Here is a 14943-nt window from a genome sequence, read left to right on the forward strand (position 1 = left end):
GAGAAAACCCCCGAAACAGCCGGCCGCAATCGGACGACCCTTCGGGGGCTTCCTCAGCTTGGGTTAGTGACCGCCGCTCACGCCTTCTTCGATGGCGTGAACCTTGGCCTTGCGGCAGGCGAACGAGAACCACAGCACGTAGATGTAGCAAACCAGCGGGGCGATGAAGCCCAGCGATTTCGAGCCCGTCACTTCTTCGATCTTGGCGAAGACCAGCGGCAGGATGGCGCCACCGGCGATGGCCAGACAGAGCAGGCCGGACGTAGCCGAGGTCGGCGCGGTCGAACGCTGCAGGGTCAGGGTAAAGATAGTCGGGAACATGATCGAGTTGAACAGGCCGATCAGCAGAGCGGCGAAGGCCGGAATCAGACCCGTCGTCACCGGCACTGACGTCAGAATGACGTTGATCATGCCGGTCGGCTCGGAAGGCACCATGTCCTTGGTCAAGATAACGACCAAAGACAAGGCGATGGCCCCGACAGCCACGAGGGTCAGCATGACATAGTCACGCACGAACTTCAGCAGAGCGGAACCGGCGAAACGGCCGATCATGGCGAACAACATGTAGTAGGTGGTCAGGTGACCGGCCGACTGGGCTTCGAGGTTGAGAATCTTGGCCTGTTCGAGGAACAGCAGCAGGTTCAGCGAGATAGCGACTTCGGCACCGACATAGAGGAAGATACCGATCGAGCCCAGATTGGCCCACTTGGACGTCAGGGCGGAGAACGGAGAAACCAGATGGCCGGTCTTGGGCGCGGCATCGGTGATCTTCTGGCGCACCAGGAAGATCAGGAAGATGAAGGCAACGAGCGCCAGGCCGATGGCCAGATAGACGTTGGTCACGAAGCCCAGGGCCTGCTGCTTCATTTCCTCGGTGATGACGATATCCTTCTTGAAGATATCGCCATTGAGCAGGAATGACGCACCGAAGAACAGGCCGCAGGCGGCGCCCAGCGAGTTAAACGATTGCGACAGGTTCAGGCGGAAAGCCGAATCTTCAGGCTTTCCCATGGAAGCGATCAGCGGGTTGGCCGCTACCTGCAGCAGGGTCACGCCCGAGGCCATGGTGAACAGCGCAATCAGGAAGACGGTATAGATGTGCAGGTTGGCCGCCGCGATGGCGATGAAGCAACCCGCGGCGATCCCGCCCAGGCCGACCATGACCGACTTGGCGTAACCGACGCGCGACAGGAAGGCCGCCGACGGCAGGGACATGACGAAATAGGCGATAAAGAAGGCAAAACCGGTCAGCATCGACTGAACGGGAGTCAAGGTGAAGACCGTCTTCATGGTCTTGACGAGCGGGTCGAGCAAGTTGGTGACCACTGCCCAGATGAAGAAGAGGACTGTAACGTAGACAATCGCCAGGGCGAGGCCACTGCCTCCCGATTTTGGCGCTGCTGAGGATTCGGACATAAGACCTGCCTGTTGCGTTGTTATGGGTTAAGTGGCAGCAAGCTGCCCGCCCCAATTAAATAAATCAAATTGCAAAAAGCGCATTTTTGCAGTGTTTGGCAAATGAAAAAGATTGCGCAGTGCAGCAATTTCACATTCGTCCAGACGCGAATGGGTAGCCCGGAATCAATTGTCTGACAAGTCTTTGACGCCCGTCACGCGAACAGCCGAACGCAAATCCCGGCGGTTTCAGGGTTCGCGTGAAATTAATTTTCCTGTTTTCGTCAGGTTTGGGATTGCGAAGATTAAGTATGACAATTTTTTTACCGGGTTTGGCCGCGTAATACCAATATGGACAGCGCTGTCATACCTTGCAGCGCAGCATAAATTTACGCTTGACCCCAGGTGAGAATAGAGGCTTTGTCGCTCGCGAAAATGAACCCGCCATCCTGACCCGATGCAGCAGGCCCCCGCACAGCGGTCACGCCTGCTCAAAGCCCTCCGGCAGCCATGCGCGGTTCCGCACGTTTAAGCCCGTCCACGAGAGATTCGCCTTGAAAATTCTTCGCCGCCGCAAAACCAAGATCGTTGCCACCCTAGGGCCTGCGAGTTCCAATGCCGACATGCTGGCGCAGCTCTTCCAGGCCGGGGCCGATGTCTTCCGCCTCAACTTCTCCCACGGCAGCCATGAAGACCACGGCCGTAATATCGACCTGATCCGCGAGCTGGAAACCAAGTCGAAGCATCCGATCGGCATCCTGGCCGATGTTCAGGGCCCGAAGCTGCGCGTCGGCCGTTTCATGGGCGGCGCCGTGGTGCTCAATAACGGTCAGGAATTCCGCCTCGATCTTAACCCGACGCCGGGCGACAGCCGCCGCGCCAACCTGCCCCATCCCGAAATCATCGCCGCCGCCCAGATCGGTTCGCACCTGCTGCTCGATGACGGCAAGCTGAAGCTGCGCGTCACCCATGTGCGCGAAGATCACCTGGAGACCATCGTCGTCAATGGCGGCCGCCTGTCGGACCGCAAGGGCGTCAATGTCCCCGATGTGGTGCTGCCCATCCCGGCCCTGACCAAGAAGGACCGCGAGGATATGGCCTTCGCGCTGGAACGCGGGGTCGAATATATCGGCCTGTCGTTCGTGCAGCGTCCGGAAGACGTGATCGAGGCCCGCGAGATCATCCAGGGCCGTGCCTGGGTGCTCTCTAAGCTGGAAAAGCCGCAGGCCCTCGATAATCTCGATGAAATTGTGCGTCTGTCGGATGCGATCATGGTGGCCCGCGGCGATCTCGGCGTCGAACTGCCGCCGGAAGAGGTGCCACTGGCCCAGAAGCGCATCGTGAGTGCGTCGCGCGCCGCCGGCAAGCCGGTCATCGTCGCCACCCAGATGCTGGAATCGATGATCTCGGCCCCGACCCCGACCCGCGCCGAAGCCTCCGACGTCGCCACCGCCGTCTTCGATGGCGCTGACGCCGTCATGCTGTCGGCCGAAACCGCCGCCGGCCAGTTCCCGGTCGAGGCCGTCACCATCATGGACCGGATCGTCGCCCGCGTCGAAACCGATGACGGCTGGCGCACCCTGACCGACCGCCGCCGCCCGGAGCCGGAAAAGACCACCAACGGCGCCATCGCCGCCGCCGCCCGCCAGGTGGCCCAGACCATTGACGCCGTGGCCATCGCCGCCATGACCAATTCGTCCAGCTCGGCCCTGCGCGTCGCCCGCGAACGCCCGACATCCCCGATCATGGGCCTGACCCCAAATATCGAAACCGCCCGGCGCCTGGCCCTGACCTGGGGGGTCCACCCCATCCTGACCCCGATCACCCATTCGATGACCGAAACCGTCGCTGTCGCTTCCAAGCTGGCGCGGTCGGAAGGCATTGCCGAACCCGGCCAGGATATCGTCATCGTCGCCGGCATGCCGTTCGGCAAGTCGGGCAGCACCAATAGCTTGCGCGTCGCCCGCGTCACCCGCACCAATACCGTCGAAGCCGAATTCGATGATGGTGACAAGTAACGCTAAATCAAAGCTTTCTGTTTTAAGCTCCGGACCTCACGTCCGGAGCTTTTTTCATGGCCTTTTCCCGCTATATCGACGCCATCCGGCGCGCCGACTGGCTGAATGGTGAGCGGGGACGCGTCTACAGCCTGATGGGCGTGATCGCCTTCGCGGTCATGGCCGTGTGGATCCTGGGGCGCTTCATGGCCACGCCCGATGGTATGGGCGGTGATTTCCTCAGCTTCTATGCCGCCTCCAAGCTGGCGCTTACCGGTCAGGCCGCCCATGCCTGGAACCCCGATATCCATGCCGCCGCCGAACACGCCGCCCTGAAAGGCAGCGGCGGCTATCTCGCCTTTTTCTATCCCCCGCCCTACCTGCTGGTCTGCTGGCCGCTGGCCCTGCTGCCCTATGGCTGGGCGGCGCTGCTTTGGATGGTCGGCACGGCGGCTTTGGCATTGTTCGTGCTGCGTGTCGCCCTGCGTCGGACCGTGCCTCTGATCGTACTGCTGGCCTTTCCTGCGGTCTGGATCAATATCGGCTGCGGCCAGAACGCCGCCCTGACCCTGGCGATTCTCGCCGCTGGTTTCGGCCTTATGGACCGCCGCCCGGTCATGGCGGGCCTGATTCTCGGACTCATGGTCATCAAGCCACAACTGGCGATTCTGCTACCGGTCGTGCTCGGCGCCTCGCAGCGCTGGAAGACCTTTGTCGCCACCGGCTTCAGCGCCCTGGCCCTTTGCGCAGTCGCCTATGTGGCCATCGGGAATGAAGGCTATGCTGCCTTTTTCGCCAACACCACCTATGCCCGCGAGGTGCTCAATCGCGGTCTGGTCGATCCGGCCCTGATGCAGAGCTTCTACGCCGCCCTGCGCGTTCTGGGCACGCCGATGCGCCTTGCTTATGCGGCACAGGCCCTGCTCTCGCTGGGCGTTATCGGCGTGGCCGGCGTCATTGCCTTCAGATATCGCCCGGACGGGCTGGCGCTTGGTGCGCTGGCCGTTTCCGCCACCGCCATCGCCACGCCCTTCCTGCTCGATTACGACCTGCTGATCACCGCCCTGCCGCTGGGCTGGCTGGTGATGCGCGGCGCGAAAGACGGTTTCCGTGACTGGGAAAAAAGCCTGCTGCTGGCAGCCTTCCTGCTGCCTCTGGTTACGCGCAAGCTGGCACAGCTGGCGCACCTGCCAATCGCCCCCCTGATTCTGCTGACCGTCTTTGCCCTGGTGGCCCATCGCCTGATGGCTACAGAAACGGCCGGGAAACCCTTCCCCGTAAAGGCGCTTCATGCCGTCTGATACTCTTGCCTTCCTGCGCGATGCGAACTGGCTGAATGCCAAACGGGTACGCGCCTACAGCCTGATCCTGTTCGCCGCCAACGCCATTGGTTTCGCCATCTGGATCGGCCTGGCGCGTGGCGGCATAGATCACAGCGGCAAGCCGATCGGCACCGATTTCATGAGCTTCTATGCCGCATCCAGGCTGGTGCTTTCCGGTCACGCCGCCGAGGTGTGGACACCCCAGGCGCACCAGGCGGCGCAGGATGGCATTTTCGGCCGCCAGCTCGGCTACTGGGCCTTCTTCTATCCGCCGGCCTATCTGCTGATCTGTGCCCCGCTGGCGCTCCTGCCCTATGGCGTTTCGCTGTTTGCCTGGCTGGCCGGCACCACCGGCGCAGCGATTGCGCTAGCCCGGCAGTGGCTGAAACAGCAGGCACCGGTCGTTATTGGCCTGATCCCGCTGCTGGCCTTTCCGGCCCTGTGGATCAATATCGGCAATGGCCAGAACGCCGCCCTGACCACGGCGATCTTTCTCGGCGGCTGCCTGTGGCTCGACCGCCGGCCGGTGATTGCCGGACTGATCCTCGGCCTGATCGTCATCAAGCCGCAGTTGGCCCTGGCCCTGCCCTTTGCGCTGGCGGCATCCGGCCGCTGGAAAACCTTCCTGGTCACCGGGTTCAGCGCCGTGATGCTGAGCGCCGCCGCCTGGGGACTGGTCGGCACCGAAGGCTATCTCAACTTCCTGCACAATAATGCCCTGGCCCGCGCCACGCTGGAAAACGGACTGGTATCGCCGGCGCGCATGCAAAGCCTGTTCGCCGCCCTGAGACTGTGGCAGGCCCCGCTGTGGCTGGCCTATGGCGCCCAGGCGGTGCTGGCGCTTGGCGTCATCGCTTCGGCCTGCCTGGTAATCCGGCGTCATCGGCCGGATCGCTTTGCGCTGGCGGCATTGCTGGTATCGGCCACCCTGCTGATGTCGCCGTTCATGCTCGATTACGACCTGCTGCTCAGCGCCATTCCGCTCGGCTGGCTGGTTATGAGCGGCCTGAAGGACGGTTTCCGGTCGTGGGAAAAGACCGCGGCACTGGTGATGTTTGTCTGGCCGCTGTTTGCGCGTTCACTGGCGCTGAACCTGCATCTGCCACTGACGCCGCTGATCCTTCTGGTCTTTTACGTAATGGTGGTGCGCCGGATCGCCGACACACCCACGTCTCACTGACGACTACTCGATATATTCCGGCGCGGCGATGCGCTTGCCGAGCAGCATGGCGTCGGCGACGATGCGCAGAGGCGAGAAATCGGCATCCGATTCCTTCTTCTGGATCAGATTGTAGAAGTGGGCGTAGAGACCGGAATATTCGGCTTCCTTTTCCTTGATCAGGGTCTTGCCGTCGATTTCAAGCTCGGTGCCCCCCATGGACAGGGTCAGCTTCTCGCCCGCCGCCGATTCGACATAGATGCTCCAGGTCTGGACGCCGGTCTGCAGGAAATCATATTCGGCACGGATCGGGAAACCGGCTTCAGTCTGCATGTCCATCTCGACCTGGATCGGCGCATCGCAATTGACCGGGATGTGCAGGTTCGCGCCTTTCACCATCACCGCGTCCTTCAGGATACGCGTGAGGATGGACAGCGAATTGATGCCGGGATCGAAGACGCCCATGCCGCCGGGCTCGAAGATCCAGGCCTGGCCGGGGTGCCACTGACGGACATTTTCCTTCCAGTGGATGGTGATGCTCTTGATCGGGCGCTCGGAGACCCACTTGCGCGTCGCTTCAACGGCCGGGGCGAAACGCGAATGCCATGAGGCCAGCAAGGACACGCCCTTGGCGGCAGCCAGGGTCTTGATCGCTTCGGCCTCGCCCAGGGTGGCGGCGGGCGGCTTTTCGAGGAAGACGTGACGGCCGGTGGCGATCACTGCCTTGGCAATCTCGTGACGAATCTGCGGCGGGGTGCAGATGGCGATGGCCTCGATCTCCGGATGGGCGGCCAGCATGGCGTCCATGTCGTCATAGGCCTTGACGCCTTCCGGACGCGCGCGCGGCGAACAGCCGGCCACCAGCTCCAGCGACTTGTTGGCGCGGATCGACGGGATATGCTGATCAACGGCGATCTTGCCGAGGCCGATCAGGCCGATTTTCAGAGGTTTCTTGCCGAACAGTCCCATCGTCACGTTTCCTTAGAGTACTTTCTTGTGGCCTCCTTAGCGCGGAAGCCTCAGCTTGTAAATTGTAATACTTTAATCTGCTCAGACGCCGCCATATTCCTAAGAAAACGGGCGCCTCGCATAAAGCTCGGGCGGGCTTTGCCCTTGCCAGCCGCCAAGACGGCTGGCGGTCAATTCTGCTCGGCGAGCGAATAAATCCGCTCCATCGGCAGCCATTTGTCGCCGGGCGCCGCAAAAGGCAGGGCCTGCTGGAACTCCCACATCAGGGTTTCCCATTTCTGCACCTCTTCGCTTGCGGCATCCGCCGCCGCCTTGGCTGCCGGATCGAAGCCAGGCCCCGGCATCAGGATCATGAACAGACGGTTGCCAACCAGGTAGATTTCCAGTGCCTCAATACCGGCATTGCGGATCGAGGCATTGATGGCCTCCGGCACCTGGCCCGGCGCATGCCAGTGTTTGTAGCGTTCGATCAGCGCGGGATCATCTTTCAGATCAAGGGCATAGACCAGTTTTTCGGATGATACAGTCATCAGCGTTTCCAATTTTGTCTGAGTATATAGCGGCGAAATTCCTTGAGCGCAAACGGTTCAGGGAATTTCATATTTGACGTTCTGATTCATATGTGATGTTAAATTAAGCCACAAAGAGCCGACAAGGCTGAAAATACAGGGAATATCGCTTCATGGACTCCACGCCCGCCGAAAAAACCCCAAAAGGTCTCGCCGCGCTTTGGCCGATCATCCTGATCACCGCCCTGTTTTTCTTCTGGGGCATGGCCAACAATCTCAATGATATCCTGATCCCACAGTTCAAGAAGGCCTTCACCCTGACGGACTTTGAATCTGGCTTCGTCCAGTCCTTCTTTTATATCGGTTATTTTCTCTTCGCCTTGCCAGCGGGGTTCTTTATTCGCCGCTTTGGCTACAAAGCTGCCGTCGTAGTCGGTCTGCTTCTGTTTGCGACAGGTGCGCTGATGTTCTACCCGGCATCACAGGCCGGCGAATATCGCTGGTTTCTTGGCGCCCTTTTTGTCATCGCTTCGGGACTGGCTTTCCTGGAAACCTCAGCAAATCCGCTGATTACGGTATTGGGTGCTCCCGAAAAAGCCGCCTTTAGGCTAAATCTCGCTCAATCCTTTAATCCCCTGGGTTCGCTGGCAGGCATCTGGATTGGTCAGAACTTTATCCTTAGCGGCAAAGAACCAACGGCGGAATTTCTGAGCAGCCTGGGCGAAGCAGGCCGGCACGCGTTTTACTTGGCCGAAACGCGCGCTGTCCAGACTCCTTACCTGTTGATCGGCGTTGGCATATTATTGTGGGCTGGACTGGTATGGTTAAGTCGTTTCCCGTCTCAAGCGAGCAGAGCGGCTAAAAACGAAAGCGCCGAAATCGGCGCATCGGAGGCCTTTTTCGGACTGTTCCGTTACAAACATTTCCTTATGGGCGTGGTTGCGCAATTCTTCTATGTCGGTGCCCAGGTTGGTATCTGGAGCTACACCATCCGATACGCTCAGCACGAAATACACATTACTGACAAGGCCGCAGCCACCTATGTATCCGCAGCTCTGATTCTGTTCTGGCTTGGCCGAGTCGTTGGCACAGCCCTGATGAGCCGGCTCTCTGCCGTCAAGTTGCTGTCCGCATTCGCCCTTATTAACATTGCTTTGACGGGTTACGCGGCAGTCGCCGGCGGTCAGTATGGATTATATGCCCTCGTTGCTACGTCTTTCTTTATGTCAATCATGTTCCCGACCATTTTCGCCACGTCATTGCAAGGCCTCGGCATCCTGACCAAGACCGGCGCCTCCCTTTTGGTCATGAGCATTATCGGCGGTGCGGTCCTGACCGCCGTAATGGGCTATATCTCCGATATCAGCCATATCAGGACCGCGATCTTCGTGCCGCTGGCCTGCTTCGCGGTTATCGCGCTCTATGGTTTTGGCTCGAAATCGGCCAAGGTCGACATGACCAAAGGCCATTGATGATCATCGACGCCCACCAGCATCTGTGGCGGATCGGCCAAAACGGTCACGAATGGCCGACGCCGGATCTGGACGGACTCTACCGCGATTTCGTTCCCGACGATCTGACCAGTGCCTGCGCAGGGCTGGATATCGCCGGCACGGTGCTGGTGCAATCGCAGCCTTGCGACGCCGATACCGACTGGATGCTGGAAATCGCCGCCGCCACGCCGCTGATCAAGGGCGTGGTCGGCTGGAGCGATCTCGCCGCACCGGACGCGCCCGGGCGCATTGTCGAACTGGCGCAGACACCCAAGCTAAAGGGCCTGCGCCCCATGTTGCAGGGGTTGCCGGAGGATGACTGGATTCTGCGCGATGCGGTCCAGCCGGCGCTGGCCGCCATGGCCGCGCACGACCTGACCTTCGATGCCCTTGTCTTTACGCGTCATCTGCCTTTTATCGACGCGCTGGCGAAACAGTATACCGCCCTGTCGATCATTATCGATCATGGCGCCAAGCCGCCGCTCAGCCAGCCGCAGGATATGGCGCAATGGCGGGAAAGTATCGCCCGGATCGCCGAAAACGCCAATGTCTCATGTAAGCTTTCCGGCCTTTTGACCGAAATGGCCAAAGAGCAGGCCGAAGATATCCTGACGCCCTGCGCCGACCACCTGTTGGCCGTCTTCGGTGCGGAACGCCTGATGTGGGGTTCGGACTGGCCGGTGGTTTTGCTGAAGACCGACTATCGCAACTGGTTTGACTGGACAGGCCATTGGCTGGACGGCAAACCGGACAGCGCACGCATAGATATAATGGGTGAAACCGCCCGCAGAATATACAGATTATAGGGATCGACATGTCTGATAAAGCCGCCAGCAAATACCGCGCCCCTGCACTCGAAAAAGGCCTCGATGTTCTGGAGCTCCTGGCTACCGCCAAATCGCCCATGACCCTGTCACAGATCTCCTCGCGGCTGGATCGTTCGGTCAGCGAGTTGTTCCGCATGGTGCAGGTGCTGGAAATGCGCGGCTATGTCGGCCTGGCGCCCAGCGGCGAAGGTTTCGAACTGACCAACAAACTGTTTTCGCTCGGTATTTCGCGTGGGCCGAGCCAGAACCTGCTGGCCAGCGCCCTGCCCCTGATGCAGGCCTTGAGCGAGCAGACGCGGCAGGCCTGCCATATCGCCATCGCCTCCGACGATCGCATGGTGGTCATTGCCCGCATCGAGGCGCCCGGCGATCTCGGCTTCTCGGTGCGTGTCGGCTACCAGCGCCCCCTGGCCCATTCGACCTCGGGGCTCGTGCTCTATGCCTTCCAGAAGGCCAAGATCCGCGACCAGTGGCGGACCATGCTGAAACCCGGCCTGTCGCCAGATGAATGGACCCAGTTCGAGGCCCAGGCGGAACAGGCGCAATCGCAGGGCCATTTCTCGGCGCCCTCCAGCTATATCGACGGCATTACAGATATTTCCTGCCCGGTGATCAACGACGTCGGGGTCATCGCCGCCCTGACCATGCCGTGGATTCATATCGAGGACGGTATCACCTTAGATGACGCCCTGACTCGCCTGAAAACCACCGCTAAAACTTTAAGCAAAACCCTGGGGGGATAAGCGCGATTGCGCTTGATTCATGGTAGCGCTATCGCTATTATTTTTTACATATAAGAACAATTTCAAACTTAAACAGCCGAGAAGACGCCCTGAAGTGACATCAATTGCGTACCCCCTTCCCGCACGAAAACTGGGCCGGACTTCCGTGGAAGTCACGGCTTTGGGCTTTGGCGCGGCGGCCCTGGGCAATCTCTATACGGCCATTACGGACGATACGGCGCGCGCCTGCCTGGACTCGGCGCTGGCCGCCGGCATCGGCTATGTCGACACTGCTCCCCATTACGGTCAGGGACTTTCGGAGCGCCGTGTCGGCCAGGTTCTGAACGGCAATTCCGATATTGTCATCTCCTCCAAAATCGGCCGCGTGCTGACACCGGTAGCGCCATTGCCGGCCGGCACCGAACGCCACGGCTTTGTCGATGGCGATCCGTTCGAGCCGCATTTCGACTACAGCTATGACGGCGTGATGCGCGCTTTCGAGGACAGCGTGAAGCGCCTCGGCCGCGATCGGATCGATATCCTGCTGGCCCATGACCTCGGCACAGTGACGCACGGCGATGAGGCCGCCGGTCATATGAAGGCCTTTCTCGACGGCGGCCTGCGCGCCATGCATGAGCTGAAGGCGCAGGGGCGGGTCACGGCCATCGGCCTGGGCGTCAATGAATGGCAGGTCTGCGAGGACGTGCTGGCAAATGCCGATCTCGACGCTATCCTGCTGGCCGGGCGCTACACCCTGCTCGAACAGGGGGCGCTCGACAGCTTCCTGCCCCTGTGCGAACAGCGCGGCATCTCGGTTATCGTTGGCGGACCGTTCAATTCCGGCATACTGGTCGATGGCACCCACTATGACTATGGCCGCATTCCGCCTGAGGTCTGCGGCCAGGTGACGGCGCTGAAAAAGGTCTGCATGGCACATGATGTGCCCCTGGCCGCCGCCGCCCTGCAGTTCCCGCTGGCCCATCCGGCCGTCGCCTGCGTTATTCCCGGCATGGCCGATACCCTGCAGGTCCGGACCAATCTGGCCCTGTTTCGCCACGACATTCCCTCCGGCCTGTGGTCCGACCTCAAAGCCGAAGGCCTGCTGCACGACAGCGCGCCTGTTCCTGTTCTTCCGGTGCTTTCATGAATTCCGACCCTTTCATCCTGCTGCACCCCGACGATAACGTCCTGGTCTGCCGCCAGCACGCCGTGGCCGGGCAACAGATCACGCTGGATGGCGACGCAGTGGTCCTGTCAGGCGATATCACGGTCGGCCACAAGATCGCGCGGCGTGACCTGAAGGCCGGTGAAAAGATCATCAAGTACGGCGCCCCCATCGGCTCGATGAAGACCGATGCGCCGCGCGGCGCCCACATCCACATGCACAATATGCAAAGCGACTATATCAAGAGCCACACGCGCGAGGTTACCGGCCATGGACACTAGTCATACGGTCACGCCGACCCTGCCCCCCGATACCCGGCTGCGCGCCGATGCCTGGCTGAGGCCGGACGGCCGCAAGGGCATCCGCAATGTCATCTGCGTTGTCTATCTCGTTGAGTGCGCCCACCATGTGGCGCGCCAGATCGTCAACAAATGCGACGATGCGGAAGTCCACCTGATCGGCTTCCCCGGCTGTTATCCGAACGAATATGCCTATGATATGATGGAAGCCCTGTGCACCCATCCCAATGTCGGCGGGGCTGTTCTGGTATCGCTCGGCTGCGAAAGCTTCAACCGTGAGGCCCTGGGACGCCACATCACTGCCTCCTGCCGCCCGGTCGAAACCTATGTCATCCAGAACGAGGGCGGCACGCTGGAAACCATCCGCAAGGGCGTGGAAGCGGTCAGGCGCGTGCAGGCGATCGCCGACCAGACGCCACGCGGCGACATGACCGTTTCCGAACTGATCGTCGGCACCATCTGCGGCGGCTCGGACGGCACCTCGGGCATCACCGCCAATCCGGCGGTTGGACGCGCCTTCGACACCCTGGGCGCCGCTGGCGCCGCCTGTATCTTCGAGGAAACCGGCGAACTGGTCGGCTGCGAAAAGATCATGGCCTCGCGCGCCATCACGCCGGAACTGGGTGCCGAACTGGAAGCCGCCGTCGTCAAGGCCGAGAAATACTACACCATCATGGGCTTTGGCTCCTTCGCGCCCGGCAATGCCGAAGGTGGCCTGACCACCCAGGAAGAAAAATCGATGGGTGCCTATTCCAAGTCGGGTTCGGCGCCGATCTGCGGCATCATCAAGCCCGGCGATGTGCCGCCTTCCGGCGGGCTCTACCTGCTTGACGTGGTGCCCGATGGCGAACCGCGCTTCGGCTTCCCCAATATCTCCGACAATGCCGAGATCGTCGAGATGATCGCCTGCGGCGCGCACGTTACCCTGTTCACCACCGGCCGCGGTTCGGTGGTCGGCTCGGCCATTTCGCCGGTCATCAAGGTGTGCGCCAATCCGGAAACCTATCGCAAGCTCTCAGGCGACATGGATGTCGATGCCGGGCGCATCATGGAAGGCCGCGCCACGCTCGATGAGGTCGGCGCCGAGATCACCGACCTGGTGCTGCGCGTCGCCGCCGGCGAGCAATCCCTGAGTGAGCAGATGGGCCACCAGGAGTTCATCCTGACCTACAAGGCCTTCGATCCGGTGGGGCCAGCTTGTCTGCCCTTACGCTCACTAAGGTGAGCATAAGTTTTTTTCATAAGAGATACCTCGCATAAGCTCGGGCGCGCAGTCGCGCTTGCCGATATTCAAAACGATTTTTGAACATCGGAGTATGAGTTTAGATTTTTGGAGATCTGACATCATGGGACGTTTAACCGGCAAGACCGCCCTTATCACCGCCGCCGGCCAGGGTATCGGCCGCGCCACGGCGGAGCTTTTCATCAAGGAAGGCGCCACCGTTATCGCTACCGATATCAATACGGAGGCGCTGGCCGGGCTTGAGGGCGCCACCACGCGCGTCCTCGATGTCACCAATGCCGAAGCGGTCAAGGCGATAGCCGCCGAATTTCCGCAGGTGAACGTGCTTTATAATTGCGCCGGCGTCGTTCATGCCGGCTCCATTCTGGAGTGCGACGAAGACCAGTGGCAGTTCGCCCTGGATCTGAACGTTACGGCGCAATACCGCATGGTCCGCGCCGTCCTGCCCAACATGCTGAAACTCGGTGGCGGCTCGATCATCAACATGTCGTCGGTCGCTTCCTCGATCAAGGGCGTCCCCAACCGCTTCGCCTATGGCGCCACCAAGGCGGCGGTCATCGGCCTCACCAAGGCCGTGGCGGCGGATTTCGTCACCAAGGGCATCCGCTGCAATGCCATCTGCCCTGGCACGGTCGAGACCCCGTCCCTGTTGCAGCGCCTGCGCGACACCGGCGACTTCGACAAGGCCTATGCCGAATTCAATGCCCGCCAGGCCATGGGCCGCCTGGGGCGGACCAGCGAACTGGCCAATCTGGCGCTTTACCTGGCTTCGGATGAATCGAGCTTCACCACCGGTCAGATCCACATCATCGACGGCGGCTGGATCAACTAGCAAGGGGCGCGGCCCCTTGACCCGTTACTTTACGGCTTGTCCCCCGAAGCCTTGGCGAAGGGGGATGGGGCTTTTGTTTAACCCGCCTCTAGTCGTGGATGGCAATATCCATCCAGATCATCCGCGACTCGCCCGGCTTCAGGCACTTGAGGCCGGAATTGGGCTGGTTGAACGGATCGGGCATATGATTGACCGGTTCGACGCAGAAATAATCACCATCCAGCGGCACGAAGATGTGCAGCCAGTGGCAATCCGGTGAGGCGCGCAACGTGTGGGTCAGGCGGTCGCCGTCATAGATTTCGGCGCGCCCGTTGAAGCCGGTATAGGCGTTATCGATGGTGATATCGAAGGCGATCTCGTCGCCATGGGTCCAGTCCTTGCGGAAAACGCCGGCGTGCCAGTTGCGCGGCAGGGTTTCCTCGTCGGAAATCCAGACACCATCGACCGCCGCCTTCAGGCGCGAGTCCGGCTGGCGGACGAAATAGGGATGGAAACCGAGCCCCGCCGGCATGGTGGCCTTCGACAGGTTCCGGACGCTGAGATAGCTGCGCAGACCATCGGGCCGCACTTCATAGATCAGGTTAGCCTCATATTCCCACGGCCAGTCATCGGCGAAATGGTGATAGCCCAGCACCGCGCGGGCGGCTGAGCTTTCGATCACCTGCCAGGGTTTGCGCCAGCCCTGACCGTGCAGCGGGTGCGGATGACCGTCGCCGAGATTGGGTGACAGGTGCACCTTATGCCCCTCGAAAACGAATTCGCCATTGCGGATGCGGTTGGCGAAGGGCACCAGCGGGAAACAGGCGGTCTGCAGCGCGTCGGTCGCGCTTTCCGGTGTCGGGCGCATGACATCGACACCTTTGTGGGTCAGGCGCGCAATACTGCCCGCCACAGCCGGATTGAGATCAAGAATGGTGTCAGCAGAGCTTAAGCGCAGCATTTTTTATCTTTCGTCGCTTAAAACAAACGGGCGGAGCCCCTGTCAGACTCCGCCCTGTATCAGGTAATAGT

At 60.9% G+C, this 14943-nt stretch carries 14 protein-coding genes; 10 read left to right on the forward strand and 4 right to left on the reverse strand.

Features of this window, described 5'->3' with window-relative positions:
• Positions 1–63 precede the first annotated feature (63 nt).
• The gene (locus QM647_RS01025; RefSeq protein ID WP_414993608.1) at positions 64–1416 is read right to left on the reverse strand and encodes a sugar MFS transporter; all 1353 of its coding nucleotides are present in this window, start codon (positions 1414–1416) and stop codon (positions 64–66) included.
• Positions 1417–1955: 539 nt separating this feature from the next.
• Here QM647_RS01025 and pyk point away from each other — a divergent pair.
• Genes pyk through QM647_RS01040 form a run of 3 tightly spaced genes read left to right on the forward strand, consistent with a single transcriptional unit; the run spans position 1956 to position 5894 of the window.
• A complete protein-coding gene (pyk, locus tag QM647_RS01030) occupies positions 1956–3413 on the forward strand; it encodes a pyruvate kinase (protein WP_414994546.1) in 1458 nt (485 codons plus the stop codon).
• Between the two features lie 56 nt (positions 3414–3469).
• Positions 3470–4693, forward strand: a complete 1224-nt coding sequence (locus QM647_RS01035; protein ID WP_414993609.1) for a glycosyltransferase family 87 protein — start codon at positions 3470–3472, stop codon at positions 4691–4693.
• On the forward strand, positions 4683–5894 hold the full coding sequence (locus tag QM647_RS01040; RefSeq protein WP_414993610.1) for a glycosyltransferase family 87 protein: 1212 nt from the start codon (positions 4683–4685) through the stop codon (positions 5892–5894). Before QM647_RS01035 ends, QM647_RS01040 begins: the two co-directional genes overlap by 11 nt.
• A gap of 3 nt (positions 5895–5897) precedes the next feature.
• Here the strand turns inward: QM647_RS01040 and QM647_RS01045 are convergent, their stop codons facing one another.
• Positions 5898–6842, reverse strand: a complete 945-nt coding sequence (locus tag QM647_RS01045; protein WP_414994547.1) for a Gfo/Idh/MocA family protein — start codon at positions 6840–6842, stop codon at positions 5898–5900.
• Positions 6843–7012: 170 nt separating this feature from the next.
• Positions 7013–7372, reverse strand: coding sequence for an L-rhamnose mutarotase (locus tag QM647_RS01050; protein ID WP_414993611.1), 360 nt, complete (start codon positions 7370–7372; stop codon positions 7013–7015).
• 152 nt (positions 7373–7524) lie between these two features.
• Between QM647_RS01050 and fucP the strand changes: the two genes are divergently transcribed.
• The 7 genes from fucP to QM647_RS01085 all read left to right on the forward strand — a co-directional run bounded on the left by fucP (position 7525) and on the right by QM647_RS01085 (position 13932).
• On the forward strand, positions 7525–8823 hold the full coding sequence (gene fucP / locus QM647_RS01055) for an L-fucose:H+ symporter permease (protein ID WP_414993612.1): 1299 nt from the start codon (positions 7525–7527) through the stop codon (positions 8821–8823).
• A complete protein-coding gene (locus QM647_RS01060; protein WP_414993613.1) occupies positions 8823–9650 on the forward strand; it encodes an amidohydrolase family protein in 828 nt (275 codons plus the stop codon). Before fucP ends, QM647_RS01060 begins: the two co-directional genes overlap by 1 nt.
• Before the next feature lie 8 nt (positions 9651–9658).
• On the forward strand, positions 9659–10414 hold the full coding sequence (locus tag QM647_RS01065; RefSeq protein ID WP_414993614.1) for an IclR family transcriptional regulator: 756 nt from the start codon (positions 9659–9661) through the stop codon (positions 10412–10414).
• A 145-nt stretch (positions 10415–10559) separates the two neighbouring features.
• On the forward strand, positions 10560–11540 hold the full coding sequence (locus QM647_RS01070) for an aldo/keto reductase (RefSeq protein WP_414993615.1): 981 nt from the start codon (positions 10560–10562) through the stop codon (positions 11538–11540).
• Positions 11537–11839: a UxaA family hydrolase gene (locus QM647_RS01075; protein WP_414993616.1), complete on the forward strand. Its 303-nt coding sequence runs from the start codon at positions 11537–11539 to the stop codon at positions 11837–11839. Before QM647_RS01070 ends, QM647_RS01075 begins: the two co-directional genes overlap by 4 nt.
• The gene (locus QM647_RS01080; RefSeq protein ID WP_414993617.1) at positions 11829–13082 is read left to right on the forward strand and encodes a UxaA family hydrolase; all 1254 of its coding nucleotides are present in this window, start codon (positions 11829–11831) and stop codon (positions 13080–13082) included. The genes QM647_RS01075 and QM647_RS01080 overlap by 11 nt, the downstream gene beginning before the upstream one ends.
• Before the next feature lie 121 nt (positions 13083–13203).
• Entirely contained in the window at positions 13204–13932 is a 729-nt protein-coding gene (locus QM647_RS01085) for an SDR family oxidoreductase (protein ID WP_414993618.1), read from the forward strand.
• Positions 13933–14020: 88 nt separating this feature from the next.
• On the opposite strand, the gene QM647_RS01090 is transcribed toward QM647_RS01085, so the two are convergent.
• Positions 14021–14872, reverse strand: coding sequence for an aldose 1-epimerase (locus tag QM647_RS01090; protein WP_414993619.1), 852 nt, complete (start codon positions 14870–14872; stop codon positions 14021–14023).
• Positions 14873–14943 lie beyond the last annotated feature (71 nt).

The organism is Asticcacaulis sp. (genome assembly GCF_047605585.1).
Taxonomy (GTDB): Bacteria; Pseudomonadota; Alphaproteobacteria; order Caulobacterales; family Caulobacteraceae; genus Asticcacaulis.

What these genes read in the sequence shown, in the direction of transcription:
- QM647_RS01025 (WP_414993608.1), bottom strand. Translation starts at nt 1,416, where the DNA reads ATGTCCGAATCCTCAGCAGCGCCAAAATCGGGAGGCAGTGGCCTCGCC.
- QM647_RS01035 (WP_414993609.1), top strand. Translation starts at nt 3,470, where the DNA reads ATGGCCTTTTCCCGCTATATCGACGCCATCCGGCGCGCCGACTGGCTG.
- QM647_RS01040 (WP_414993610.1), top strand. Translation starts at nt 4,683, where the DNA reads ATGCCGTCTGATACTCTTGCCTTCCTGCGCGATGCGAACTGGCTGAAT.
- QM647_RS01045 (WP_414994547.1), bottom strand. Translation starts at nt 6,842, where the DNA reads ATGGGACTGTTCGGCAAGAAACCTCTGAAAATCGGCCTGATCGGCCTC.
- QM647_RS01050 (WP_414993611.1), bottom strand. Translation starts at nt 7,372, where the DNA reads ATGACTGTATCATCCGAAAAACTGGTCTATGCCCTTGATCTGAAAGAT.
- fucP (WP_414993612.1), top strand. Translation starts at nt 7,525, where the DNA reads ATGGACTCCACGCCCGCCGAAAAAACCCCAAAAGGTCTCGCCGCGCTT.
- QM647_RS01060 (WP_414993613.1), top strand. Translation starts at nt 8,823, where the DNA reads ATGATCATCGACGCCCACCAGCATCTGTGGCGGATCGGCCAAAACGGT.
- QM647_RS01065 (WP_414993614.1), top strand. Translation starts at nt 9,659, where the DNA reads ATGTCTGATAAAGCCGCCAGCAAATACCGCGCCCCTGCACTCGAAAAA.
- QM647_RS01075 (WP_414993616.1), top strand. Translation starts at nt 11,537, where the DNA reads ATGAATTCCGACCCTTTCATCCTGCTGCACCCCGACGATAACGTCCTG.
- QM647_RS01080 (WP_414993617.1), top strand. Translation starts at nt 11,829, where the DNA reads ATGGACACTAGTCATACGGTCACGCCGACCCTGCCCCCCGATACCCGG.
- QM647_RS01085 (WP_414993618.1), top strand. Translation starts at nt 13,204, where the DNA reads ATGGGACGTTTAACCGGCAAGACCGCCCTTATCACCGCCGCCGGCCAG.
- QM647_RS01090 (WP_414993619.1), bottom strand. Translation starts at nt 14,872, where the DNA reads ATGCTGCGCTTAAGCTCTGCTGACACCATTCTTGATCTCAATCCGGCT.